At 69.3% G+C, this 22547-nt stretch carries 17 protein-coding genes and 1 pseudogene; 10 read left to right on the plus strand and 8 right to left on the minus strand.

What is annotated here, in order from left to right; all coding sequences use genetic code 11:
• Positions 1-383: 383 nt before the first annotated feature.
• The 3 genes from BQ9890_RS12090 (at position 384) to BQ9890_RS12100 (ending at position 6910) form a co-directional block, all read left to right on the plus strand.
• Positions 384-1403, plus strand: a complete 1020-nt coding sequence (locus BQ9890_RS12090) for a ketopantoate reductase family protein (RefSeq protein WP_075891815.1) — start codon at positions 384-386, stop codon at positions 1401-1403.
• A gap of 177 nt (positions 1404-1580) precedes the next feature.
• Complete coding sequence (gtfA, locus tag BQ9890_RS12095; RefSeq protein ID WP_075891817.1) at positions 1581-3068, plus strand: sucrose phosphorylase; 1488 nt, start codon at positions 1581-1583, stop codon at positions 3066-3068.
• Positions 3069-3340: 272 nt separating this feature from the next.
• A complete protein-coding gene (locus BQ9890_RS12100; protein WP_075893170.1) occupies positions 3341-6910 on the plus strand; it encodes a DEAD/DEAH box helicase in 3570 nt (1189 codons plus the stop codon).
• Between the two features lie 133 nt (positions 6911-7043).
• Here the strand turns inward: BQ9890_RS12100 and BQ9890_RS12105 are convergent, their stop codons facing one another.
• The 5 genes from BQ9890_RS12105 to BQ9890_RS12125 form a co-directional block, all read right to left on the minus strand.
• Positions 7044-7499 (minus strand): DUF4234 domain-containing protein, encoded by a 456-nt coding sequence (locus BQ9890_RS12105; RefSeq protein WP_230297931.1) that lies wholly within the window; start codon positions 7497-7499, stop codon positions 7044-7046.
• A 250-nt stretch (positions 7500-7749) separates the two neighbouring features.
• Positions 7750-9336: a Na+/H+ antiporter gene (locus BQ9890_RS12110; RefSeq protein ID WP_075891821.1), complete on the minus strand. Its 1587-nt coding sequence runs from the start codon at positions 9334-9336 to the stop codon at positions 7750-7752.
• Between the two features lie 245 nt (positions 9337-9581).
• On the minus strand, positions 9582-11081 hold the full coding sequence (locus tag BQ9890_RS12115) for a PTS ascorbate transporter subunit IIC (RefSeq protein WP_078062428.1): 1500 nt from the start codon (positions 11079-11081) through the stop codon (positions 9582-9584).
• A gap of 9 nt (positions 11082-11090) precedes the next feature.
• Positions 11091-11360 (minus strand): PTS sugar transporter subunit IIB, encoded by a 270-nt coding sequence (locus BQ9890_RS12120; protein ID WP_075891823.1) that lies wholly within the window; start codon positions 11358-11360, stop codon positions 11091-11093.
• The gene (locus BQ9890_RS12125) at positions 11357-11830 is read right to left on the minus strand and encodes a PTS sugar transporter subunit IIA (RefSeq protein ID WP_075891825.1); all 474 of its coding nucleotides are present in this window, start codon (positions 11828-11830) and stop codon (positions 11357-11359) included. Before BQ9890_RS12125 ends, BQ9890_RS12120 begins: the two co-directional genes overlap by 4 nt.
• A gap of 172 nt (positions 11831-12002) precedes the next feature.
• Here BQ9890_RS12125 and BQ9890_RS12130 point away from each other — a divergent pair, with 172 nt between their 5' ends.
• Positions 12003-13193 carry an ROK family transcriptional regulator gene (locus BQ9890_RS12130; protein WP_195907672.1) on the plus strand — a complete coding sequence of 397 codons (1191 nt, stop codon included), beginning with the start codon at positions 12003-12005 and terminating at the stop codon, positions 13191-13193.
• A gap of 30 nt (positions 13194-13223) precedes the next feature.
• The gene (locus BQ9890_RS12135; RefSeq protein WP_143226340.1) at positions 13224-15401 is read left to right on the plus strand and encodes a transketolase family protein; all 2178 of its coding nucleotides are present in this window, start codon (positions 13224-13226) and stop codon (positions 15399-15401) included.
• A gap of 323 nt (positions 15402-15724) precedes the next feature.
• Here BQ9890_RS12135 and BQ9890_RS12140 read toward each other — a convergent pair whose 3' ends face one another.
• Positions 15725-16438: a copper homeostasis protein CutC gene (locus BQ9890_RS12140; protein WP_075891831.1), complete on the minus strand. Its 714-nt coding sequence runs from the start codon at positions 16436-16438 to the stop codon at positions 15725-15727.
• Between the two features lie 34 nt (positions 16439-16472).
• Positions 16473-17411, minus strand: a complete 939-nt coding sequence (locus tag BQ9890_RS12145; protein ID WP_075891833.1) for an alpha/beta fold hydrolase — start codon at positions 17409-17411, stop codon at positions 16473-16475.
• 247 nt (positions 17412-17658) lie between these two features.
• Here BQ9890_RS12145 and BQ9890_RS12150 point away from each other — a divergent pair, with 247 nt between their 5' ends.
• The 5 genes and pseudogenes from BQ9890_RS12150 (at position 17659) to BQ9890_RS12170 (ending at position 21716) form a co-directional block, all read left to right on the plus strand.
• On the plus strand, positions 17659-18714 hold the full coding sequence (locus BQ9890_RS12150; protein ID WP_075893174.1) for an IS1595 family transposase: 1056 nt from the start codon (positions 17659-17661) through the stop codon (positions 18712-18714).
• Positions 18715-18857: 143 nt separating this feature from the next.
• Complete coding sequence (locus tag BQ9890_RS12155; protein WP_075891835.1) at positions 18858-19541, plus strand: Crp/Fnr family transcriptional regulator; 684 nt, start codon at positions 18858-18860, stop codon at positions 19539-19541.
• A gap of 53 nt (positions 19542-19594) precedes the next feature.
• Positions 19595-20185 carry a BREX system Lon protease-like protein BrxL gene (locus BQ9890_RS14940; RefSeq protein ID WP_268258660.1) on the plus strand — a complete coding sequence of 197 codons (591 nt, stop codon included), beginning with the start codon at positions 19595-19597 and terminating at the stop codon, positions 20183-20185.
• A 20-nt stretch (positions 20186-20205) separates the two neighbouring features.
• Positions 20206-20526, plus strand: a pseudogene (locus BQ9890_RS16415) (transposase); the annotation flags it as partial.
• 191 nt (positions 20527-20717) lie between these two features.
• A complete protein-coding gene (locus tag BQ9890_RS12170) occupies positions 20718-21716 on the plus strand; it encodes a TerC/Alx family metal homeostasis membrane protein (RefSeq protein ID WP_075893176.1) in 999 nt (332 codons plus the stop codon).
• A gap of 122 nt (positions 21717-21838) precedes the next feature.
• Here BQ9890_RS12170 and BQ9890_RS12175 read toward each other — a convergent pair.
• On the minus strand, positions 21839-22547 hold a 709-nt coding region (locus BQ9890_RS12175; protein WP_075891840.1), incomplete at its 5' end, for an alpha/beta hydrolase.

Genomic DNA, 22547 nt, shown 5'->3' on the forward strand with positions numbered 1-22547 from the left:
CCTCTCATCGGTGCTGACCGGGGATGCCGTCCGCGGGTGCTGCCCTGGGCCGTCGCCCGGACATGCTGCTCGGGCGAGCCGCTCACCCATGCAGCCCAGCGGTGCTGCAGCGATTCTCACCCACGGCGGGTGAGGGTCACCATGGAAGATCACACTGCGGCGCCCTCGTCGACGGGGGTAGCGTCGAGGACGCCCACGAGGCGACAACGGGGACGCGCCGCGATCCTCACCAGGACCTGCCCGACGCCCGACACACAGGGGAGGGGCGCGTCGCGCGCCCGGGGACATGGACGCACCGGCATCGGGTGCCCGCCCCGCTCCCACACCGCAGGGGTCGCACGGTGCTGACCCCGCGGAGATCCAGACGTGAGGATGCACAGGAAATGAAGTACGCAGTCATCGGTGCCGGGGCCATGGGATACCGCTACGGTGTCCTCCTGCAGGAGCAGGCGGGCCTGGAGGTCGACTTCGTCGACACGTGGGAGCCGAACATCCGGGCGGTGCGCCGCCAGGGAGGCGTGTACGTCTCGCGCGACCACGAGGGTCGCCACCTGGTGCCGATCAACCTGTACACACCCGAGGAGTACACGGGTACTCCCGACGTGTGGATCGTCTTCCTCAAGCAGATGCAGCTGGCCGGGGTGCTGGAGCGCTGCGCCCACCTCTTCCGCCCCGAGCAGTACGTCTTCAGTGCCATGAACGGCATGGGGCACGTCGAGAAGCTGCAGGGGTACTTCGCCGACGACCGCATCGTCGCGGGCACCGCCATGATCGCCACCGTCCTCAACGGCCCCGGCGACGTCGACTTCATCGGCAAGGCCGGTGCGGGCACGATGCACATGGTCAACCTCACCGAGGAGCCGGACCACACCACGCGCGCCATGTTCGCCGACTTCGAGGCCGCCAACCTCAACCCCGTCCTCACCGAGAACTTCATGGGGACGCTCATGGCGAAGGTCGTCTTCAACTCCGTCGTCAACACGATGTGCACGATGTTCGGGATGACGATGGGCGAGTTCGCCACCTACGAGGGTGAGCAGGACATGGCGCGGATGCTCCTGGACGAGGCCTACGACGCCTGCGAGCGCGCCGGGATCCAGCTCATCGAGACCCGCCAGGAGTCCGTCGCCTCCGTGGACTTCGTCAGCCGGATCGGCAACCCCCTGCACCACCCCTCGATGTACCAGGACTTCTCCCACGACCGTCCCACCGAGGTCGACTACATCAACGGCTACATCGCCCGTCTGGGGCGCGACCACGATTACATCTGTCACCTCCACGAGTTCGTCACCCACCAGATGCACCTGGCCGAGGCCATGCGCGATCTGGAGGCCGCGAAGGCCGAGGCCGCCGAACGACCGGACCGGGACACGGCGGACAAGGCGCAGCAGGCAGCGGCCTGAGAGCTCCTGGGACACGGCGGTCACTGAGGGGCCGGGCCTCCCTCTCGCCTCGTTGTGAGGGAGCAGCGGGGCCCGGCCCCCGGCTGCTCCCCCCGAAGGCGAGCGGGTGGGACCGTGGTACGGGAGGATGGAGTCCCAACCCGGTGAACCCCTTCTGCCATCCTCCGGAGGTCCTTCGTGCGCAACGGTGTCCAGCTCATCACCTACGCTGACAGACTCGCTCCCGGTCTTGCTGCGCTGCGCCAGCTCCTGGCCAGCGACCCGTGGTCCAGGGCCTTCACCGGGGTGCACATCCTCCCCTTCTTCACTCCCTACGACGGGGCGGACGCCGGGTTCGACCCCGTCGATCACACACGTGTCGATCCTCGGTTGGGGACATGGGACGACGTCGCGGGGATCGCCCGTGAGTTCGACCTCATGGTCGACGTGATCGTCAATCATGTCTCGGCAGAGTCGTCGGCATTCCAGGACGTGCTCAGGAAGGGTGAGGGTTCCGAGCAGGCCGACATGTTCCTCACCCTCTCCTCGGTGTTCCCCGAGGGGGCGACCGAGGAGCAGCTGGCTGACATCTACCGTCCCCGGCCCGGCCTGCCCTTCACGCCCTACACCGCCGGAGGGCGCCGTCGTCTGTTCTGGACGACGTTCACACCCCAGCAGATCGACATCGACGTGCACTCCCGGAGCGGGGACGCCTACCTCACGTCGATCCTCGACACCTTGGCGGGTGTGGGCGCGCGGTCCATCCGACTGGACGCCGTGGGCTACGCGATCAAGACACCGGGCACCAGCTGTTTCATGACACCCGAGACCTTCGACTTCATCGACCAGTTCGCGGCCCGGGCGCGGGAGCGGGGCCTGGAGGTGCTCGTCGAGATCCACGCCCACCACCGCAAGCAGGTCGAGATCGCCAGGGCCGTGGACCGTGTGTACGACTTCGCCCTGCCACCCCTGCTGCTGCACGCGCTCTACACAGGTCAGGCAGGGGCGTTGGCCCGGTGGATGGGGATCCGCCCCACCAATGCGATCACCGTCCTGGACACCCATGATGGCATCGGCGTCATCGACGTCGGTCCCGAGGGTGACGAGCCCGGCCTGCTCACCGCAGAGCAGATCGACGACCTGGTCGAGGGCATCCACGAGCACTCCGAGGGGGCCTCGCGTCGCGCCACAGGGGCAGCGGCCTCCAACCTGGACCTCTACCAGGTCAACTCCACCTACTACGACGCCCTGGGTCGTGACGATGCCGCATATCTGCTGGCGCGCGCCATCCAGGTGTTCACCCCCGGGATCCCGCAGGTGTACTACACGGGTGCCCTGGCCGGCTCCAACGACGAGGACCTCCTGGGACGCACCGGCGTGGGACGGGACATCAACAGGCACCACTACAGCGCGGGCGAGGTCGCCCAGGAGCTCCGTCGCCCCGTCGTGCGTGCGCTCTTCGCCCTCTTCGAGCTGCGCAGCACCCACCCCGCCTTCCAGGGGGCCTTCTCCTTCGACGAGGGCGACGCCCACACGCTCGTCATGCGCTGGGACTCCGAGGAAGGCCTGGCCGAGCTGAGCGCGGACCTCGCCCGGCCGGGCGCCTCCCGGCTGGTCATCGATCGAGGGGGCGAGACCCTGATGCAGGGGACCGTGGAGGAGATCCTGCGGGCCGCGGTCAGCTGAGCGCAGTCCCGGTCCGGCGCCGGCAGGATCGCGGAGGACCCGTGCATCACTCCTGCGGGGGACGAACATGTACAGGCCATGTGTCGACAGACGTGGGCGCCCTGCGCGTGGGGACACCACCGCACCGCGCACTCCCCCGCACCGTGTGGCCCCCAGCCGGGCGTGACGTGAGGTCCGACATGTCCCCGCTCGGCCATGGCGGGGGGAACGGCGTGGGGCCGACCCCGACCCGCTCAGCCCTGATGCCCATGCCGCCCCCTACGCTGGTCGACATGACCGAGCCCGTGGAACTTGCAGCACTGGTGGGGATGGGTCCCTTCACCCGTGGGCGCGCCTATGCGCGCGAGGGCCGCGTCCGCCTGCTCCACCACGACCCCGAGACCGGCGAGGTCATGGGCCTGTGCCGCGGGTCGGGCTCCCACACCTACTCCACGACGCTGGAGTACGAGTACTCACCGTCCGGTGTCCTCACCGCGGTGGACGGGGAGTGCTCGTGCCCGGTCGGGTACAACTGCAAGCACGTCGTGGCCCTGCTGCTGACCGCTCTCGGCTCATACTCCGCCGACGGGGCGGGTGGCGGGGGTGCTGACCGCGCGTCGGGACCCTCCTGGCGTTCCGTGTTCGGAGACCTGCTCCCCAGCGGTTCCGCCACGGGTGCCCGCCTCGCCCTGGCCTTCGAGTTCACCCCCGAGCGCACTCCGGGGCCGCGGGGCGGTTCCGGTCCCCGACGGACGACACTGCCCTGGCACACAGACCACGGTGATCCCGGAGCGCTCAATGCCAGGCCGCTGCGCATGGGAAAGCGGGGCCGGTGGATCGTCACCGGTGCGACGTGGGCGAAGATCGCCCAGGGCACGGTGGAGGACGCTGATCCGGACCAGCTCGACGCCCTGCAGGAGGTACGTCGGGCAGACCCGGACTGGGATCCCTACTACGCCTCCTCCCGCGCATGGATCGACTTCTCCGCAGGGATGGCGCCGGACATTTGGCGCGTCCTGGCCCGCGTCGTCGCAGCCGGGGTGGAGTTGGTCGAGTCCGATTCCTTCGCGCCCGTGCTGTTGGAGACCTCCCCGGCCCGAGCCGATGTCTCCATCTCCCAGGACGGCGGTGGGGACCTGCACCTGAGCGCCGCGCTGCTCCATCCCGGCCTCGCGCCGGACTCACCGCGGGTGATGTGCGGGATGCCCGTGCACGGCCTGGCGTGGCGTGATGCCGCGGGGAACCTGCACCTGGCGGGTCTGGAGCGTCCCGCCTCGCGCACCTGGCAGGTCCTCTCACGTCAGCGCGGGGAGGTCGTGGTGCCGTCAGCGGAGCGCGGTGCCTTCGAGCGCGAGATCCTCCCACGCCTGGAGCGGTCGGGCTGGTTCTCCCCGGACGGCAGCTTCGCCCCCGCCCCGCCGACACCGCCCACGCTGCAGCTGGACATCACTCCGGAGGCGACCTCCGGTGTGGTGACGCGCCCGGGGGCTCGCCTGCACTGGACCTGGGTGCGCCCCGGGAGTGAGGGCGGGGTCGTGGGCATCGAGCGCAGGGACCGTTTCGCGATCGACGAGGGCGACGCCGAGGTCCGCCTGCTCACCGAGGTCTGCGCAGTGCTCTCGGGCCTGGAGGGCACCGTCGAGGAGGATCCTCCCGCTGCCGGAGGTGTGCCCGCTGGGGCCGGAGCGTCCCGGGACGCGTCAGCCGGCACCGCCGGTGCGCCCGCTGGTCCGGCACGCCGGTCCACCGGGATGCGTCCCCGTCAGGACGCGCGCCTGCGTGGCATGGAGGTGGTGCGGCTGGTGGATGAGGTCCTTCCGCGCCTGGAGGCGTTGGGTGTGACCGTTCTGCGCCACGACCTGCCCGACCTGCGCGATGCCGGCACGCCGCAGGTGCGCATCGGGGTCGGCCGGGAGGGACCCGACTGGTTCGACCTGGAGGTGCGTGTCGAGGTGGGCGGGGTGGAGGTCCCCATGGCCTCCCTGGTGCGCGCCCTCACGCTGGGCGAGGACGTCCTCTTCCTGCCCGAGGGGACGTACGCCCACCTGGACGACCCGGCGCTGGACCACCTCCGCCGCCTCCTGGCGGAAGCCGCGGAGCTGTCCGACCAGCGACGCACCTCCCTGCGGGTGCCGCAGGTGCGCCTGTCCTGGTGGGAGGAGCTCCTGGCACTGGGCATCGTGGACACCAGCGAACACGCCTGGTTCCAGGCAGTCCGCGATGCCGTGGCGCAACCGCCCGAGCCGGCAGCACTTCCCACCGGCCTGCATGCGACACTGCGTCCCTACCAGCGTGAGGGCTTCCAGTGGCTGGCACGACTGCGTCGCTCCGGACTCGGCGGTGTGCTCGCCGACGACATGGGGTTGGGCAAGACCATCCAGGTGCTCGCCATGATCCTCGATGAGCGGGAAGGGGAGGGGGCCGCCCTCGTGGATCGGGAGGACGGGTCCGGGGGGACGGGGGAGCGCTCCGCTGCCCGGGGCAGGGGGCCGTGGCTGGTGGTCGCCCCGACCTCCGTGGTGTCCAACTGGGTGGCCGAGGCCGGCCGTTTCGCGCCGGACCTGCGGGTCGTCGCCATCGAGGCCACGAGGGCGCGGCGGGGCACTGACCTCGCCGAGGCGACGCGAGGGGCCGACGTGGTCGTGACCTCCTACGCGCTGCTGCGCCTGGAGGAGCAGGACTACGCCGATCTGGGTGTCGTGGGCCTGGTCCTCGACGAGGCCCAGAACGCCAAGAACCACACCTCACGCACCTTCGCGGCGGTGAAGAAGGTCCAGGCCCCCGTGGTCTTCGCCGTCACGGGCACACCGATGGAGAACCATCTGGGCGAGCTGTGGTCGATGTTCGCCCTGACGGCACCGGGCCTGCTGGGCACGCCGGCCCAGTTCGGGCAGTCCTACCGCAGGCCGTTGGAGCACGGGGATGACGCGGATGGGCAGCTCTTGGCCCGCCTGCGCCGCCGCGTCGCCCCGTTCCTGCTGCGTCGCACCAAGGAGGACGTGGCCCTGGACCTGCCGCCCAAGCAGGAACAGGTCCTCGACGTGGAACTCGTCCCCGCACACCGCCACATCTACGACCGCCACCTCCAGCGTGAGCGCCAGCGCATCCTCGGGCTCGCCGAGGACCTGGAGCACAACCAGGTGGAGGTGCTTGCGGCCCTGACGCGTCTGCGCCAGCTCGCCATCGACCCCGCACTGGTCGAGGAGGACTCCTCCGCGCCGTCGTCCAAGATGGAGGTCCTGGTGCCCCTGCTGGAGAGGGCCACACAGGAGGGGCACCGGGTGCTGGTCTTCAGCCAGTTCACGCGCTACCTGCGTCGGATCGCGCAGCGGCTGGACCGCGCGGGAGTGTCCTACTCCTACCTGGACGGCACCACTCCGCACCGCAAACAGGTGATCGAAGGCTTCGCCCAGGGCGAGGACCCGGTGTTCCTCATCAGCCTCAAGGCCGGCGGTGTCGGGCTGAACCTGGCCACGGCCGACTACGCCGTGCTGGCCGATCCCTGGTGGAACCCGGCCGCCGAGGCCCAGGCCGTGGACCGTGCCCACCGCATCGGCCAGACCCGGCCCGTCCACGTCTACCGACTGGTCGCCCGGGACACCATCGAGGAGAAGGTGCTGGCCCTCCAGCAGCGCAAGCGCGACCTGGCGACCGGTGTGCTGGCGGACGGGCGTGTCGACCTGGCCCCCACCGGGACCGACGGGGCCGGTCCGGGCGAGGCGGTCGGAGTCGGCGACACGGACGTCGACGCGGACGTCGACGCGGACTCCGGATCCGCTGGTCGCAGTGCTCCGGTCGCCCCCACCCGCGCTGTCGGTGGTGGCGCGCTCAGCGCGGAGGACCTCCGGGTCCTGCTCGGGTGAAGGACGGGTCGGGGTCACACACCACTGGCGGGACGTCGCAGTGCTGAGCCCCGTCGGTGCCTCCCCCGGTCCGAGCTGACGGTGACCGCTCCGCCGTGGCGCGGGGATCGGTCGTGGTACCGGGGAGTACCCGTCAGCCCCGCGCGTTGTAGTCGGCGGAGAGGGCGTTCATCGCGGTGAGGAGCTTGTGGAGGTAGATGAAGGGGCCGACGACGATGAGGGCGCCGAGCACCCCCCACATCCAGTAGTCGGTGGCGCTGAGCAGGCGCGGCTGACCCCGACGCGCCAGTTCGTTGCCGATGCGTCCACTGATGTTGTTGAACCAGACGAGAGTGCCGATCCCCAGGGTGAGTGGTCCCACGATGAAGACCAGCAGGCAGTAGTGCATGGTCCTGCGGGCGTCGTAGCGCGAGCAGATCGTGTTGACGGAGGTCGAGATCTCGGAGAGCACGATGATGGGGTAGATGCCGAAGGTGATGAGGCCGAGCAGGACCACCATGACCAGGGACCGGTCGGTGCGGAGGGAGGCGACATGCGGCGCCGGCGCGGTGGCTGGCGGGACCACAGGCATGGCGGGGCGGGGAGCCAACGCTCCGTCTCCTGTTGGAGGGACCGGGGCTGACGGCACCGCCGCGACGGGTTCGGTCGGCGCGGTGTGGGGTGAGACTGGTTGGGGAGTGGACATGGTGGATCCTCTGGTTGACGGAGAGATGTCGGGGACAAGGCTCTGGGACCGCTGCAGACTATCGCGGGGAGCGTCAATCGTGTCCACTTCGACGGTGGATCCTGCAGCGTGTCGTCAGGGTGCGGGTCACGTGGGAGAGGTGGATCCCCTCGGTTCAGTCCCGGTCTGTCGCCTCCAGGGCCACCAGGCGCATGTCGAGGCTGCGCAGCATCCGGTCGGCGACCTCCGGATCGGTACCCGGTTCGCGTCGGGCCCGGATCACCTCCGCCCGGCAGGCCTCCAGGGAGGCACGCCGTACGGAGGCCATCGCCTCCCGCCTCTCGATGATCCTGCGCGCATGCGGGGACTTCGGAGTGCCGCCCTCGGCCTCGTCGAAGGTGGACTCCGCGACCCTCCGCGCCCACTCGGTGAGGCGGTCGGCCAGTGCGGGGGGCACGTCTCTGCGGGCCGCGACCGCTGCGGTGGCGGCAGTCATCATCCGGGTCCGCAGCGCCTGCTCGGCGGCCACCTCGGACTCGGCCTCGGCGTCGATGTGCAGGGCGTGCACGAGGGCGGGCAGGGTGAGCCCGGCGATCAGCAGCGTCACGAAGAGGACCGCGATGGCCACCACGAGGATCGCGTCACGGGCGGGGAAGGGGGTGCCGTCGCTGAGCGTCGCCGGCAGTGACAGTGCGAGCGCCAGGGTGGCCAGTCCCCTCATGCCGCCCCAGGTCATCACCACGACGTCACCGCCGGACCTCGGTGCGTCGTCCGCGACCCCTCCGTGGCGCACCGCGGCCCACATGAGCAGGAACCACCCTGCCCGCACCGCCACGAGGACGAGGGCGATCACGAGTCCGTACAGGAACAACCTGCCGATGGCAGGGCCGACGTCGAGGGCGATCTGGCGGATCTCCAGCCCGATGAGTCCGAAGGCCACACCGGTGATGCACGTCTCCAGCACCCCCCACAGGGCCTCCTGGGTCAGGCGGTCGTCGGAGCGGGCGGGATCCTCCGAGGAGCGCATCTGGAGGCCCGCCACCACCACGGCGATGACGCCGGAGGCGCCGAGGTGCTCGGCCACGAGGTAGGCGAGGAAGGGCAGTGCCAGGATCGCGGAGGAGCGTGCCATCGGGGAGTCGATGAGTTCCGTCCCGCGGCGGACCACCCACGCGCAGACCCACCCCACCGCCACGGCGACCACGGCCCCGACCAGGAAGCCGACCGCCATGGCACCGGGGTCGGGGCGGTCCCCCGACAGGGCGGCGGAGAGTGCCAGCTGGAACACGACGAGGGAGGCGGCGTCGTTGAACAGGCCCTCGGACTGCAGTGTCATGAGCACGCGCCTCGGGATGGGCACGGAACCGGCCACGGACTCCACGGCCACGGGGTCGGGAGGGGCGACCATGGCCCCCAGTGCGATGGCAGCGGCAACCGTGATGCCCGGGATGATCGCCATGGCAGTGGCGGAGGCCGCGGCGACCGTGACGACCACGAGGCCGACCGCGAGCCAGACCAGGGACCTCCACCTGCGACGCATGACCTGCCAGGAGCTGCGCTGCGCCGCGGAGTAGAGCAGGGGAGGCAGGAACACCGGCAGGATGAGCTCCGGACTGATCTCCACGGAGAGACCGGGGACGAGGGCGACCAGTGCACCGACGACCACCATGAGGGCGGGCCAGGGCAGGCGGATCCGGTCCCCGACGCCCACGACCGCGGCCGAGACGAGGGCGAGGACGACGATGAGGACCAGGGTGTGCACGTGCCGATTGTCGCACCGCCCGGTTCTGCGGCCCGGTCGTCGAGGTCTTCCTGTTCGGGGACAGCTCCGGGACGGAGGCACGGGGGTGGAGGTGCCGGGTGGTGTGCGACGTGGTGGCGTCGGGTGTCCTGGGGGTGGACGAGCTGCGCAGGGCTCGATCATCCCCGGGCAGACAGCCGTTGTGCCGCCCCCGGGCAAGGGGACGGCACACGGCATGGGAGCGGACCCTGGGGACCGGGACGCGCTCACGCCCCCGCGGTCGGGTTCTTCCGGCGAGCGGCATCCTCCGCCTTCTCAGCCGCCTTGACCTCGGCGATGAAATCGGAGTGCCCCAGCGCTGGTTCCCACCCGGTGTCGACCCGTCTCCGCTGCCACAGGGACGCCAGGACCACCAGCACCGCAGCGATGACGACGGTCAGCACGACCCCGACCACCGGGCCCAGTTGGACGGCATTCCCGATGAGAATGCCGTACCAGCCGAAGTCGGCGTCGCCGAACGTCGTGTTCGCGAAGCCGAGTGACCCCAGGACCTTCAGCAGCAGTGCCGGGAGGAAGGTGATGAGGACACCATTGGTGAACGCGCCCAGGGCCGCGCCACGGCGCCCGCCCGTCGCGTTCCCGAAGACGCCTGCTGCGCCACCGGTGAAGAAGTGGGGAACCATGCCCGGGAGGATCAACGCCAACCCGAAGGCCGGGCCGAAGACCCCGGCCAACAGGAGGAGGGACACGATGCCGCCGATGAAGGAGAAGACGAAACCGACGAGCACGGCGTTCGGCGCGTACGGAAAGACGATCGGGCAGTCGAGAGCGGGCTTCGCTCCTGGCACGACCTTCTCCGCGATGCCCTGGAAGGCGGGGACGATCTCGCCGAGGATGATGCGCACGCCGTAGAGGATGATCGCGACGCCCACGCCGAACTTCAGGCCGTTGGTCAGCGAGGTCATGATGTATGACCCCGTGTCCGCTGATCCGACGAGCTCGAAGGCCGTCTCCTGGCCGACGACCAGGAGGTACCAGACGGAGAACACCGCGTAGAAGAGAACCATGGACAGGGCCGTGGCCACCATGGAGTCGCGCAGGAAGTTCAGGCTCTGCGGCAGGCGCAGGTCCTCGGTCGACTTCGAACGCTTTCCGACTGCAGCACCCACTGCGCCCGCAGCGATGTACCCAGCCGTACCGAAGTGGCCGATGGCGACCGTGTCGTTGCCCGTCACCTTCTTCATGAACGGATGGGCGAACGCCGGCTGGACGACCATGATGACCCCCAGCAGCACCGAACCCACGACCACGACGACGCCGTTGGCGACATCGGCGCTGGCGAGGACGACGGTGAGCATCGTGGCCATGAAGAACACGTGGTGGCCCGTGAGGAACACGTACTTCAGCGGCGTGAAGCGGGCGAGGAGCAGGGCGAAGACGAACCCGAGGATCATGACGTAGGCGGTGATCGCGCCGAAGTCCTCCTGGGCGATCGACACGATGGCCTCATTGGTGGGAACGACGCCCTGGGCCCCTGTCGCTCCGAGGATCATCTCCCCCAGGGGGGTGAGGGAGGAGACGACGACCTCAGCTCCCGCGGAGAGGATCAGGAAACCCAAGATGGCTTTGAGTGCGCCACCGACGATCTGCCCGGTGTTCTTCTTCAGCGCGGCGAGACCGACGGCGACGACGATGCCGACCAGGAATGCGGGGACGGCGAGGATCTGGTTGACGATGAAGTCGAGTACTGACACGACGACACTCACGGGAACCTCCTAGATGTGACGGGAGATCACGGACTTGATCTCCGCGACGTCGGTGAAGTTGTGGACGACCTCGATGGGCGTGCCCACCGAGTCGAGCTGCCCGACCAGGTCCTCGGAGGTGAGTACCAGATCGGACATGGCGGCAGCACCGCGCGCTGCCGAGATGTCGGAGGCCTCGGTGTCGGCGTCGACACCCAGTTCCTGCAGGGCACGGTCCGTGTTCATCTTGAGGATGATCGACGTTCCGATGCCCATTCCACATACCACGAGGATCTTCACTGCTGTGTCCTTTCGAAGGTGCTGATGGATTCCCGGACCGCGGAGACGTTGTCCAGGGCGGCGAGGGCTTCCAGTCGTCGTCCGTCCGAGACCAGACGGGCGAGCTGTGTCATCGCAGTGAGGTGCGACTCGTGGTCGCGGGCCGCCAGACCGATGACCAGGTGGACAGGGTCGTTGGACTTCGAGCCGAACTCCACCGGCTCGGCCAGACCCACCCATGACAGACCCGTCCGCAGGACTGCGGGCGAGGGGCGGGAGTGGGCCAGCGCCAGTCCCGGGGCGATGACGATGTAGGGGCCGAGCTCCTCGACGGTCCTGACCATCTCCCCGGTGTAGTCCGGGGTGGTGATCCCCCCGCTGACGAGGGCGTCCCCCGCCAGTTGGATCGCTGCGCGCCAGTCGTGCGCGCGTGCGGAGACGACCATGGCGTCCGCTGGCATCAGGTCGAGCAGTGAGCAGGTGGTGGACATGGTGTGCACGTTCCCCTCGCCGGTGAAGGAGCGGGACGACGACGTCCCACGTGACCCATGCTAGACGACTTTTGTCTAGCACTAGATGTAAATGGCCGCGGAGGTCCCCACTCGACCCGCCTGGCAGCGGATAACATCGACGGGTCGGCGAACTGTGATGGGGATGATGACGATGGCCAGGCCCGTGCCAGCAGGCCCGACGGTGGCCGTGGTCGAGCGTCTGAGGAAGCGACCGCACACACACGCCGAGTTGGTCGAGACGACGGGCCTGGCACGGATGACCGTGCACGATCGGCTTGAGGCATTGGAACGGATCGGGCTGGTGAACCTCTCTCCGCGGAATGCGGAGACCGGTGGAAGGCCGGCGCGTCGGTACCAGATCGCCCAGGACTTCGGTCGGATCCTGGTCGCCGACGTGGGGACGTCGGTGATCAGGGCGGGCGTTGCCACCATGGATGGGACCCTCCTGGCGACCTCGTCGGTCGAGGTGGCAGCGTTCGACGACCCGTCCGGTGCGATCGATGAGGTCGCTGCGGCCTTCGAACGCTTCGTGGCCCTGGGGGAGCAGCCTGTTCGTGCCATCTGCGTGGGTCTGCCACTGTCGGTGGACCCCACCATCGGAGAGCCGTGCATCGGACCGAGCACCCGGGCGTGGGCGCACGTCGATGTGCGCCGGTCGTTGCGCCGGTTCTGTCCCGGTCCCGTCATCGTGCGCCATGACGTCGACCTCATGGCCCTGGCTGAACAGCGTCTCGTGCACCCCGAGGCGCGGGTCCTGGCGTTCATCAAGGTGGGCATGGGGATCGGTTGCTCCGTGGTCTGGGACGGGGAACCGATGTCCGGGGAGAACGGGGGAGCCTTCGAGATCGGGCACGTGGGCCGCCGTGTCACCCATGCCCGGGGTTCGGATCGCTCACCCTGCGTGAGGGGGCACGACAATTGCCTGGAGACCGTCGCGGGCGGTCGGGCCATCGCCTCCTCGCTCCGCCTGGAGGGGGTGGGTGTGGGCTCCTCCGTGGAGATCATGAACCTCGCCGTCGCGGGCAACACGCTGGTCCGGGACGCCCTCTTCGACACGGGGGAGGAGGTCGGCACAGCGGTCTCCGGGTTGCTGGACATGCTCAACCCCGGTGTCGTCGTGGTGGGCGGGAACCTGACGACGTACTCGGATCTCGTCTACCAGGGCTTCCGTGAGACCGCGTTCGTGAGGGCCTCACCGTTGGTCCGTGACGCGGCGCGCATCGTTCCGGCGAAGCTCGGCGTGGTCGGCGGACTGACGGGGGCATGCCTGGTGGTCCTCGACGAGTTCTACTCCGCCGATTCCCTGGACGATCTCGTCAACGGAGCCACCCCCGTGGAGTGAGACCTTCATGCCCGGCTTTCGTATAGCATTGTGCGGAAGTTCGCGAGCAAGGAGGCGATGGCCATGCCCGGGCGCGCCAGCAGGAATGATCCACACACGGACCCTGAGGGGCTTCCGACCTCACTCGAGCAGGACCTCATCCGTCACGCGCGGGTCCTCCCCCTCGACGTCGTCGAGCAGAAGGGCAACGGCCACGCCGGAACAGCGGTCAGCCTGACGCCGCTGCTCACCGCCCTCTATGCACGCCACCTGCGCCACGATCCCGCGGAGCCCCTGTGGCCCGGGCGCGACCGGTTCATCCTCTCCTGTGGTCACGCGTCCCTGGCCCTCTACGTCCAGCTGTTCCTGTGGGGGTACGGGATCGGGATGGCGGACCTTCGGGACACCCGGCGGTTGGGGTCCCTCACCCCCGGCCACCCCGAGCGTGGCGTCACGCCGGGCGTGGAGATGTCGACGGGTCCCCTGGGACAGGGTTTCGCGGCCGCAGTGGGTTCCGCCATGGAGGAGCGTCGTGTCGGCGAGTTGCTCGCCCCGGGTGGCGCACCGGAGGACAACCCGTTGGGACACCGGACCTGGTGTCTTGTCTCCGACGGCGACCTCAGTGAGGGCATCTCCGCCGAGGCAGCTGCCCTGGCGGGCAGGGTGGGGCTCCCCCGCCTCGTCGTCCTCTGGGACGACAATGGGATCACCATCGACGGGTCGCTGGCACGGAGCACGATCGAGGACTTCCCTGCACGTTTCATTGCTGCCGGTTGGCGTGTGCTGACCCTCGGGAACACCGAGGACCCGGAGGAGGTCGACCGCATCCTCGTCGAGGTGTGCCGGCGCGATCCGGGGGACACCCGGCCCACATTCGTACGGGTGCGCACCCGCATCGGCCACCCCATGCCCAACATCGGTGGGACCCCCCGCGCACATGCCGGTCCTGTGGGTGCCGAGGAGGTCCAACGGACGAAGGCCCTGCTCGGTCTGGATCCGTCGAAGTCCTTCGACATGCCCGGCGAGCTGCTGGAGGCCGCACGTCGCCACGGCCTCGAGCGTGGACGACGTCTCCGCGGGGACTGGGAACGGGAGGTGGCAGCGTGGCGTCGCCGTGACCCGCGGGCCGGGACGCTCCTCGACCGACTCGTGGCCCGTCGTCTGCCCGAGGGATGGAGATCGTCGGTACCGGGTTTCCCGGAGCGGGACCTGGCCACGCGTGTGGCCTCGGGTCGGATCCTGGCGGGCCTCGGCGAGGTCCTGCCCGAGCTGTGGGGAGGGTCGTGTGACCTGTCCTCCTCCACGTCCACCGTCCTCCCCGATGGGGGGGACTTCACCCCCGAGTACGCAGGGAGCACGGTGCACTTCGGGATCCGGGAGCACGCCCAGGCGGCAGCTCTTTCCGGGATGGCCCTGAGCGGGCTCACGCGCCCCGTCGGCTCGACGTACCTGGTCTTCTCGGACTACCAGCGTCCCGCGATCCGACTGTCCGCGCTGATGGGGCTGCCCACCGTGTTCATCTGGACGCATGACTCCCTGGCGGTCGGCGAGGACGGTCCCACCCACCAACCCGTCGAGCAGATCGCCTCACTGAGGACCGTGCCGGGCCTGAGTATCGTGCGCCCAGCGGACGCATGGGAGACGGCGGCCTCGTGGGAACGGATCCTCGGGCTCTCCGAGGGACCGGTGGGGCTCGTCCTCTCCCGCCAGAGCCTCCCCGTGCTGGCGGGGGAGCAGAAGACCATTGCGCGAGGGGTTCCCCGGGGGGCGTATGCCCTGGCGGACTTCCCGTGCGGGACCGCTGGCGATGGTGCCGTCGCACGTGCAGGGGACGGGCCCACGCAGGGGAATGACGGGATGACCGCCCCCGATCTGCGTGTTCTCATCCTGGCCTCGGGGGCCGAGGTCCACGTCGCACTGGGCGCACGACGACTGCTCGCCGACGCCGGCGTCCCAGCGCGTGTGGTGTCGGTGCCCTGTCTGGAGTGGTTCGAGGCTCAGCCGGAGGGATATCGCGAGGAGGTGCTCCCCCGGTCGGTACGCGCGAGGGTCTCGGTGGAGGCCGGCGTCTCCCAGCCCTGGGGCCGGCTCGTGGGTGCTGACGGTGCCAGCGTCTCGGTGGAGGGTTTCGGACGTTCGGGTGACGGTGCGCAGCAACTCGCCGATGCGGGTTTCACCCCTGAGCACGTCGCGGACGTCTGCCTCGACACCCTGGCCCGCGTTCGTTGAGGAGCCGCCGGCACGATCGTCCGCCCCAGGGGTGGCGTCCCACGGGCCTCGCGGTGGACCTGAGGATCGCGAACTCCTCATCACATGCGTCGAGATCGGGCCGCTGCCCGGTCATCGCCGCCGAGGGCGCCAGTCGGAACGTCACCGGAGCGACGGCGTCGCTGGATGGGCCCTCGGACCGGGGCGACCTCAGCACACGTCCGGGGACCGGCACGGATCCTGCCACGCACGTCTCGGTCACCCGGTGTCGCCCACCGCGCCGCTCCGGGGGCCGGAGCCCCGACGGTGCTGGCCCGGTGCCCCCGGGGGCACGTCCCACCGGGTCACCCGCGACGGGATGCGTCGCTGTCGTGGTGTCGGACGGCAGCGACGATGCGCCCGACCTCGTCCGGGTCCGTGCCGGACCCGCTGGGAGCGGGGGCGCGCATGTGCACCTCCGGCGCCCCGGTCCTGCGGATGACGTCCACCACCGAGTCCGACCTCAGTCCTCCGGAGGCGAGGACCAGGATCTCCCCGCGCGACCACTTGACGAGGGCCCGCAGGCCGGGGACGTCCGCCTTCCCGGTGCCGCCACCGGTGGTGAGGACCCGCCGGACCCCGTGGCGCACGAGGATCCCCAGGGCCTCGCGCCTGTCGGGCACGAGGTCGAAGGCGCGGTGGAAGGTCACGCGTGCGGGCCCTGCGGCCTCCATGAGGCGGGCGAGGGCGGACTCGTCCACGCGGTGGTCCTCCTGCAGGGCCCCGATGACGAACCCGACCTCGACCCCGCTCGGCTCGACCAGGGTGCGCAGGTCACGGATCCGTGTGCACATCGCCGCGACCTCGTCCCCGGAGAACACGAAGTCGTCCGGCCGGGGACGGATCAGGACCTGGACGCCGTCGGGGGGCGCGAGGGGGAGTGACTCGGAGACGAGCAGGTCGGACGGGGTCAGCCCCCCGCAGGAGAGGTCGTGGCAGACCTCGACCCTGTCCGCTCCCTGCTGGGACGCGGCCCGCACCCCCGCGGCGTCCTCGACGCAGATCTCCACCCGTGTCATGGTGCCCACCGCAGGCGGCCGGAGCGCCGCATCCTCAGCCCAGGTGCTTCTCGACGAACTCGACGATCTCCGTCTCCACGAGGGCGCGGGTCTCGGGGTCGTTGTGGATCTCGTGGCGGTAGCCCGACCACACCCGGGTGCGCACGTCGTGGTGCCCACTGAGCTGCAGTTGGTTGGAGACGTGGTAGGTGCCCTCGCCGTAGTTCGCGACCGGGTCCATGTCGCCACTGAGCAGGAGCACCGGAAGGCCGGGGCGCACCTGGGGGTACCACCCCGGGGAGTTGACCCGGTCGTAGAGGTCGATGAAGTCCTGGACGAAGCGCAGGGTCATGGGGGCCGTGAAGTTGTTGAAGGGGTCGTTGGCGTGGTCCCGCACGACGTCGGGATCCACCGCGATCCAGTCCGTGGGGCCGTTGACGTGGGTGTAGCGCGACACGAACCCGTCGAACATCTGGTCGACGTAGCCGTCGTCACGTTGTGTCCCCTCTCCTCCCGCGATGCGCGCGGCCAGGCCCGCCCGGTCCACCACTGCGTCGATGCCGTGGATCTGTGCCGCCACCCCGCACAGTGCCACCCCTGCCAGGTCGTCACCGTGGTCGGAGGCGTATCCCCGCCCGATCATCGACCCCCAGGAGTGCCCGAAGAGGAAGTAGGGCAGGTCGGGGTGGAGTTCACGGACCCTGTCGTGGAGCGAGGCCTCGTCCTCGACGACCGTCACCGCCCCGTCCTCGCCCGTGTCCCCCCACTCCCCCGAGACCATGGCGGTCCGGCCGTGGCCGGCGTGGTCGTCGGCGGCCACCACGAAACCGGCGTCCAGCAGTGTCGAGATCATGTGGAGGTAGCGCCTCGAGTGCTCACCCAGGCCGTGGACCACCTGGACGACCGCCCGGGGAGGGCGCACCGGCTCGTAGACCCACGCCTGGATCTCGTCGCGGCCGTTGTGGGAAGGGAACGGGACCTCACGGATGCCCATCAGTCACTCCTCGACGCGGTGCCCACGCTGCCCTGCGCGGGACTTGCCCGGACGTCGCCTCCACGATAGGTCGCACACGGGGTGCCCCGTCGGGAAGCCGGTGCGGTCCCATGATCCGGGAGACCGATTCGGGAAATGGGGTATCCATCTTGTGAACGGGTTGGGGGCTAGGCTCGTGTCGTAGAGAGTGCTCCCGCGCTGCGTCAACAGCCGGGAGCGTGGACTACACCGCTGAGAGGTGTTCGTCGTGATTGACCCTACCCTTGCTGTCTCTGCGTCGGAACTGGTCGCAGGCAGGGACTATCCGTCGGATCTGGTCGAGTTGCGGGCGTGGTTCGGTGATGATGCTGCGTGTTTGGACTACTTGGAGTGGTTGCGTTGGCCCCAGGGTGTGCGATGCCCGCGTTGTGGGACTTCGGTGGTGTGGCGGCAGTCGGGAGTGCGCTACCGCTGCCGTGAGTGCTGGTACACGTTCTCTCTGACCTCGGGCACGATCTTCGCCAAGACGCGCACCCCGCTGACGGTCTGGTTCGAGGTGGCGTGGCTGATGAGTGCCGACAAGGGTGGCGTCTCGGCGGCGCACCTGCACCGGGTGCTGCCGATCAACTCCTACCAGACGGCGTGGGCGATGCTGGCGAGGTTGCGGCAGGTGATGAGTAGCGGAGGGGAGCCACTGAGGGGCCGTGTCGAGGTTGACGAGAGTTTCTTCGGTGGGCACCGTCCTGGGGTGCGGGGTCGCGGGGCGCTGGGCAAGACTCTGGTCGCCGGGGCAGTCGAGCTCACCGATCACGGGTGGGGGCGAGCCCGCCTGGCCGTGATCCCTGACGCCTCGACCCAGTCGTTGAGAGCATTCATCACCGCCAACATCGCCCAGGGCTCCACGATCCTCAGCGACGGGCTCTCCTCCTACCCTGGAGCGCTGGGTGGGTATCTGCATGAACCAATCAATGTGTCGGCCTCAGGCAAGCGCGCCCACGAGGTCCTGCCTGCAGTGCACCGGATCTTCTCACTCGCCAAGCGCATGATCGAGGGCACCTACCAGGGGTGTGCTGGGACCGGCCACCTCCAGGAGTACCTCGACGAGTTCATCTTCCGGTTCAACAGGCGACACAGTCATCACCGCGGACTGGTGTTCAGGCGACTCCTCGAACGCGCCGTCGCGTCAGAGCCTGTCACCTACCGCCAACTTGTCCGTGACCCGAAATCGAAAGTCGACCAGCCACGCGGAGTGCACGGCCCACGATCCTCACCAGGCTCCCTCGACACAGGACACACAGACAGACCATGGAGAGCCAACAGCTGAGAACAACACCACCGGGCCACGCCAACGCCTCGTTCACAAGATGGATACCCCATTTCNGGTCAAGTCCGGACGGCACCGTACGAGGCGCCCCCTGGGGCATCTGGGGACGGTGGCGCCCGCGCCGATTCCGGTAGGCTTGAAGCATGTCTGAGGATGACCTGTGCGTAGCTCGCGTACCGATCTTCCAAGGACTGACGCGCCAGGAGCAGCTGCACGTCGCCGACTTCGTTCGCCCGGTGTGCGTCCACAAGGGGGATATTGTTTGTTCCCCCGGACAGTCGGTGTCGCGTCTGCTGGTGATGCACAGCGGACAGCTCAAGGTCAGCCACACGGCGGCCAATGGTCAGGAACAGATTCTGCGAACGGTGACAGACGGTGATGTCGTGGGAGAACGGGCCTTCCTGACGGGCCACCGCCCGGTCGACCTCGTCGTCGCGCTAGAAGACAGTCGGATGTGCGTCTTCGACCACGCCGACCTCTCGGCCCTGCTCCGCGACTACCCCGACATCAGTCAGCGGATGCTGCGGACACTCTCCGACCGGCTCTCCTCAGTCGAGCGACTGCTGGGCGCCGTCACCTCCAGCGACGTCAACGCCCGCGTGGCGGCCTACCTGCTAGATCTGCCCGGCAGCATGCGAGCAGGCGTACCCACGGTGAGGCTGCCGATGGCGAAACAAGACATCGCCGCCTACCTCGGAACCACGCCCGAAACCCTGAGCCGACGCCTCGCCGCGCTCTCCACCTCCGGCATCATCGAACTCCACGGACGCCGAGACGTCTCCATCCTCGACATTGATGCACTCGAACACGTCGCCACACCCCGATAGCCCGGTACCGTCAGGATGCATCCGAGACGCGTCGAAGGCAGCGATGTAGGCCACTGCGCAACATCGACTACTCCGACCGCTACCAGCAGCACTTCACGCTCGGCTCCGACATCTCCACTCGGGACCGCGACGGCATCCACAAGACCTTCTCTGGCCTGATGAAGCTCATCTACCCGGGCGGCGAGGCCACGCAAGAGGAGATCGAGGAACTGCTGCGCTTCGCCGTCGAAGGACGCAAGCGCGTCAAGGACCAGATTCTTCGGATCGACACCACAATGGCCGCCGTCAACTTCGGCTACTCCGACAAGTCGGGCACCTGGCGTGGCGTCACCACGCTTGAGGAGGACGAGTACCCCGACTACTACCAGGCTCGCCGCCCCGAGGCCGAGGGCGAAGTAGAGGCGTCGGCGGAGGAGCGTGGGTCCGCGCAAGCAGAGGTCGCAGTTGCGGCTCCAGTTGCTCCCGAGGTGGCGGCGCCCCTGTTCGAAGGGCACCGGGAGTTCCAGGAGAACCAGCGTGGAGTCTCGTACGAGACGCTGCTCATGCCCTATTTGCACGGCGCCACGGACATCACCATCGTCGATCCCTGCATCCGGCTCCCGCACCAGGGACGCTGGGCCTACCCTGTTTTCTCGGACACCTGATGTAGCGGGATCGCGTGGTCCTGCCTGCAGTGCACCGGATCTTCTCACTCGCCAAGCGCATGATCGAGGGCACCTACCAGGGGTGTGCTGGGACCGGCCACCTCCAGGAGTACCTCGACGAGTTCATCTTCCGGTTCAACAGGCGACACAGTCATCACCGCGGACTGGTGTTCAGGCGACTCCTCGAACGCGCCGTCGCGTCAGAGCCTGTCACCTACCGCCAACTTGTCCGTGACCCGAAATCGAAAGTCGACCAGCCACGCGGAGTGCACGGCCCACGATCCTCACCAGGCTCCCTCGACACAGGACACACAGACAGACCATGGAGAGCCAACAGCTGAGAACAACACCACCGGGCCACGCCAACGCCTCGTTCACAAGATGGATACCCCATTTCGGGAATCCCGGGAGCTCGTGGAACCATGCCATGGGGCGTCCCCGGCGGGCACCCGCAGGACCGGGGGTGGCCCGGTGGTCGAGGATCGCCACGCACGCGCAGGGCATGCCGGGTGCCGAGGCTGAGGAGAGCCGCATGGGAGTTCACGTACTGGGCTGGGTCGGTCTCGCTGTCGTCGTCCTGGCCCTCATCGCCGTCGACATCTTCGGGCACGTCCGCAAGGCGCACGTGCCGACCATGAAGGAGGCGGCCTGGTGGACCCTCGGGTACATCGTCCTCGCCCTGCTCTTCGGGCTCGTCATCTGGGCGATCTACGGAGGCACGTACGCCGTCCAGTACTACGCCGGCTGGATGACGGAGTGGTCACTGTCACTGGACAACCTCTTCGTCTTCGTCATCATCATCGGTTCGTTCCGCGTCCCACCGCTCCTCCAGCAGAAGGCGCTGGTCTCCGGGATCATCATCGCCCTCGTGCTGCGCCTCGTCTTCATCCTCATCGGCGCCGCCCTCGTCGAGCGCTTCACCTGGGTGTTCCTCATCTTCGGCGCGTGGCTCCTGTGGACCGCCTTCTCGCAGGCGAGGGAGGGCGTTCAGGGTGAGGTCGAGGAGGAGCCGGAGTACCGGGAGAACCGCTTCGTGCGCATCATGCGCCGGATCCTGCCCGTGACGGACGGCTACGTGGGTGACCGCTTCTTCGTGCGCCACGCGGGTCGCACCTCGGTCACACCGCTCGTCCTCGTCGTCTTCGCGCTGGGGTCCGCCGACCTGATGTTCGCCTTCGACTCGATCCCCGCGATCTTCGGCCTCACCCGGGAGCCGTTCCTGGTCTTCGCCTGCAACGCCTTCGCCCTGCTGGGGCTGCGCCAGCTCTACTTCCTCATCGACGGCCTGCTGGAGAAGCTCGTGTACCTCCACTACGGCCTCGCCGTCATCCTCGGCTTCATCGGCGTCAAGCTCGTGTTCCACGCCCTGCACGAGAACACGCTGCCCTTCATCAACGGCGGGCAGGGGATCGAGGCGGGGCCCGACATCGGGATCCCGTTGTCCATGGCCGTGATCGCCGGATCGCTGGTGGTGACCGTGGTGGCGTCACTCCTCAAGTCACGGGCGGACGCGCGGCGCGACCCGTCCTGAGGGAGGCCGGCCCCGTCGGTCGGGCCGGAGCGGTCGGACCGCGTCCGCCGGGTCCGGCCCCATCCGAGTCCGGCCCCGCCCGAGGCAGCCCCCGTTCGGGCCCGCCCCGACCCGGACCCGGGTCAGCCCACCCTCGCGCGCAACCACTCGGTGGCGCGGTGCATGTAGTCCCGGGTCATCGGCGCCCGGGGCGCATAGGTCTCGAAGGCGTGCGGGGCGCCGACCACCTCGTCGAGGGTGCAGTCCACCCCGGCGCGGGTGAGGGCCTCCGCGTAGGCACGGTCCTCGTCCCGGAAGAGCTCGATGTCCCCCGTGCCGATCCACGCGTCGGGCAGACCGGACAGGTCCGTGCGCCGGGCGGGGACCGCGTAGGGCGGTGTGGTCGCCGCCCCCGGCTGCTGGCCCAGGTAGGACGACCACCCCACCCGGTTGGAGTCGTTGGTCCACACGAAGTGGTGGACGGCGTCGTGCCCGTGGTCGGCGGCGGTGCGGTCGTCGAGCATCGGGCAGAAGAGCCACTGGGCGGTGGGTTGGGGTCCGCCCTCGTCGTGGACCCTCTGGACGAGGGCGGCGCTGAGCCCGCCCCCCGCGCTCTGCCCGCCGATCGCCAGCCGAGCGGTGTCGATGCCACGCTGCGCCGCGCGGTGCACGAGCCACCCCCACGCGGTGCGGCAGTCGTCGATGGCCGCCGGGTAGGGGTCCCGCGGGGCGAGGCGGTAGTCCACGGAGGCCACGACGATGTCCAGCGCCTCGGCCACCGCGATGCAGCGCGCGTCGTCCTGCACGGCGGCCCCCACCACCAGCCCCCCGCCGTGGATCCACAGCAGGGCG

This window comes from Actinomyces provencensis, assembly GCF_900155435.1.
In the GTDB taxonomy this organism is placed as follows: domain Bacteria; phylum Actinomycetota; class Actinomycetes; order Actinomycetales; family Actinomycetaceae; genus Pauljensenia; species Pauljensenia provencensis.

Excerpts from the sequence above, each read along its gene's own strand:
- BQ9890_RS12145 (WP_075891833.1), bottom strand. The coding sequence starts at position 17,411 with ATGGGCATCCGTGAGGTCCCGTTCCCTTCCCACAACGGCCGCGACGAG.
- BQ9890_RS12100 (WP_075893170.1), top strand. The coding sequence starts at position 3,341 with ATGACCGAGCCCGTGGAACTTGCAGCACTGGTGGGGATGGGTCCCTTC.
- BQ9890_RS12090 (WP_075891815.1), top strand. The coding sequence starts at position 384 with ATGAAGTACGCAGTCATCGGTGCCGGGGCCATGGGATACCGCTACGGT.
- BQ9890_RS12130 (WP_195907672.1), top strand. The coding sequence starts at position 12,003 with ATGGCCAGGCCCGTGCCAGCAGGCCCGACGGTGGCCGTGGTCGAGCGT.
- BQ9890_RS12125 (WP_075891825.1), bottom strand. The coding sequence starts at position 11,830 with ATGTCCACCACCTGCTCACTGCTCGACCTGATGCCAGCGGACGCCATG.
- BQ9890_RS12170 (WP_075893176.1), top strand. The coding sequence starts at position 20,718 with ATGGGAGTTCACGTACTGGGCTGGGTCGGTCTCGCTGTCGTCGTCCTG.
- BQ9890_RS12140 (WP_075891831.1), bottom strand. The coding sequence starts at position 16,438 with ATGACACGGGTGGAGATCTGCGTCGAGGACGCCGCGGGGGTGCGGGCC.
- BQ9890_RS12155 (WP_075891835.1), top strand. The coding sequence starts at position 18,858 with ATGTCTGAGGATGACCTGTGCGTAGCTCGCGTACCGATCTTCCAAGGA.